This window comes from Adonisia turfae CCMR0081, from assembly GCF_011009555.1.
Lineage (GTDB): Bacteria > Cyanobacteriota > Cyanobacteriia > Phormidesmidales > Phormidesmidaceae > Leptothoe > Leptothoe turfae.
Map to the genome: position 1 here is coordinate 5,827,283 of NZ_QXHD01000004.1, position 3,076 is coordinate 5,830,358.

The following is a 3,076-nucleotide window of genomic DNA, read 5'->3' on the forward strand; positions in this document are numbered from 1 at the left end:
GTCACCAGGGAGATCACCTTCATTAAATAGATCATCTAATCCAACTGCATCAGTATCAGCTGCAGTCTTTTCATCTATTTCAGAGGTCACATCTTCTACAGAGGCCCACACATCATCTAGCTCTAAATCGTTTGAATCTTGTGTTGCAGCTACGATATCGCTGTCTAGATTGAGGGAAAGCTCACTCAGGTCGTCAGAAAGTCCTAAGCTTGCTGACTCATTGGGCGTATCTGTCTGTTGACCGGGCTCATCCCAAATATCTTGAGAAAGCTCGTCTGACAACTCTGATGTATCTGTGTTGGAAGAGCCCTTGTCTGTTTCCCACAGGTCATCATCACTAAATGGATCCGAGCCCGTTGCTGCTAGAGCTACAGCTGCAGAGTCATTAACAGTAAAGAAATCTTCGAACTCGGACTTTGTGGTTTCTGTTTCTGAAGTCTCGACCGTTTCTGATAAATCTAAATCAGGTACTGCTGCCTCAGAAAAGAAGCTATCTGTTCCTGAAACTACGGCAACATCTTCTAAATCGTTAGTGAACAATTCGTCAGTATTGGTCTCACCAGTGGCTTCCTCCAAATTTAGCTCAAGACTAGCAAGCTCATCGCTACTACTAGGGCTTTCAAAATCGAGGTCTAAATCACTATCGACAAGCTCTTCACCTTGGTTGGTTTCACTCAATGCGAGCTCGTCAAAATCATCCAAACTATCCGAGAGTTCTAGTGAGGGGTCTTGATCGGCGGCTTCTTCTGAACTATCAAGATCGCCAAATAGCTCATCAATATCAGGTGAATTATCAGCAGTAGTGGCTACATCATCTGGTGTTGAACTATCAAGATCGCCAAATAGCTCATCAACACCAGATGAATCGTTTGCAGTATCTATGTCATCAAATAAGCTATCGATAGAAGAGGTGTCAAGATCTTCTGATAACGGAGATTCAATATCAGTGCTAGAGGTATTTATCTGCTCGGTTAAATTTTCTAGGCCACTGTTATCCAGAGTATCTACGGAATCAGCTGATTCCGTAGAGTCAGTATCACCAAATAGATCTGCAAGTTCACTACCTGATTCAAAATCATTTTGGTTGGTTTCTAGCTCCGTGGCATCTTCATTGAGAAGATCCTCAAAATCGGGAGCAATATCAATATCCAGAGACTCAACAGGCGGATTGCCCTCATTTAGAGGAAGCTCTTCTTCTTGCCAGTCACTGTCGAGATCATCTCCTCCCGCTTCAAATAGATCGGCCAAACTAGTGAGCTCAGCATCTCCCACTTCTGGACCAGAAGGGGTGACTGCTGCACTATTAAGCAGATCATCCAAGGAAATGCTTTCCTCATTTGCAGAGGATGGCTCGCCCACATTATTCAAGGTCAAGTCTGATTCTACGGATAGTTCTTCGACACCTGCTGTAGAAGAGGTATCTGGTGTGCTATCTGCAAACAGACTCTCTAAATCTCCAGTGGTATCTGTTATATCTCCTTGGGCGGCCAACGTTTGAAGTTTTTCGGAGATGTTTATTTCCGGCTCTCTACCGGCCAGCACTAAATCCTGAGATTTTTTGATTTCTTTGATTAAAGCAGGGGCGAGGGTGCGATAGTCATTATTGCGATCGCATACTGCCCAACGGGCATGCTTCACCAAGTTCATCCAAGTTGGCAAGTTAAACTGCTCACCAAATCTTTCTAATAACTGACAGCAAGCCTCCAGGGCTAATCTACTTTCGTCTGTATCAGCCTGCTTGAAACGAGCCAGCATTTCTCGAAGTGCAGCTGATACATCACTGCTGAATACAAGCTTCAATGCACTTTCTTCAACCGGCTGCGGTGAGCGTGCTGTAAAGACGACAGGCTGAGCCTCTGCGACAACAGCCTCATTGGCGTCTGCCTCAGCTACAAGCTGATCTAAATGTTCCTGTAGCTGCTGAAAGACGGGCTCTACACTCGTCATGATGCTCTGCTCTTTGTCCTCAGTGAGGCCAAAGGGACCCTGTAGTTGCTCAAGCAGTTCTTGCAGGGCATCAAATACCCGCAAAAACATAGACTCCAGGGAACGATCTATCTTGATGGGGGCCTCTTTGAGAAGCTTGAAGTAATCTTCCATGCGGTGAGCTGTACGCTGCATGCTCTCAATGCCCAGCATGGCAGCACCGCCCTTGACAGAGTGAGCGGCCCGAAATACCTCATTGGCCATCTCCGGATTGACAATGGTTGCCTGAAGATTTAATAGACCCTGCTCAATGGTATTGAGATGATCTTTGGCTTCTTCAATGAAGTAGCCCAATATACGCTGTTGTTGTTCAGGCAGCATCACCCTCGTCTCCCTAAATAAAATCGGAAATTAGGCCAGTCCTTCAAATACTTGATAGCGATGGCAGTCGTCCCTTGACATGTTTAAAAATGGATGAGAATAGCCTACTTTTTATCACTTTCTACCTTAAACCGCTCCACCGATGTCAGCAGATCCCGAGCAACGCCCACCAGATTTTGCAGAGAGGTTGACACCCGCTGAGACTCTTGAGACGTCTCTTGGGCAGAAAGTTCAACCGATTGCATTACCTGAGCAACAGCTCGTGAGGTTTCCGTCTGTTCGACGGTATCAGCCGTAATAGAACGTACTAATACATCAATGCGATTCGATACCTGGATAATATCTTCCAACGATCGTTTCGCCTGCTCTGCAAGTCGTGTCCCCTCAATCACCTGTTGAGTTCCCTCCTCCATGGCAGTCATTACGCCACTGGTTTCTCCCTGGATTTGCAGAACGATTTGCTCAATCTCCTTAGATGCCTTGGCCGCTCGGTCAGCAAGCTGACGAACCTCATCAGCTACGATGGCAAAGCCTCTACCAGCTTCCCCGGCACGAGCTGCCTCAATACTGGCGTTCAAAGCTAGTAAGTTAGTTCGAGATGCAATCTGAGAAATCAAGGCCACGATTTTGGAAATTTCTTGAGAGGATTCCGCTAATCGCTTAACCTTACGGGTAGTCTCAGCTACCGTTTCGCGAATTTCTAAAATACCAGCCACAGTGCGCTCCACAGCTTCCCCTCCCCGGAGGGCAGTGGCTGATGCTGAACGAG

At 46.6% G+C, this 3,076-nt stretch carries 2 protein-coding genes; both read right to left on the reverse strand.

The genetic code is table 11. The features are described 5' to 3' along the window. Positions 1-2,307, reverse strand: a 2,307-nt coding sequence (locus DXZ20_RS28700) for an Hpt domain-containing protein (RefSeq protein WP_250565961.1), incomplete at its 3' end; no start/stop codon positions are given. 104 nt (positions 2,308-2,411) lie between these two features. Beyond that, positions 2,412-3,076: methyl-accepting chemotaxis protein (locus DXZ20_RS28705; RefSeq protein WP_250565962.1), on the reverse strand; the 665-nt coding region annotated here is incomplete at its 5' end.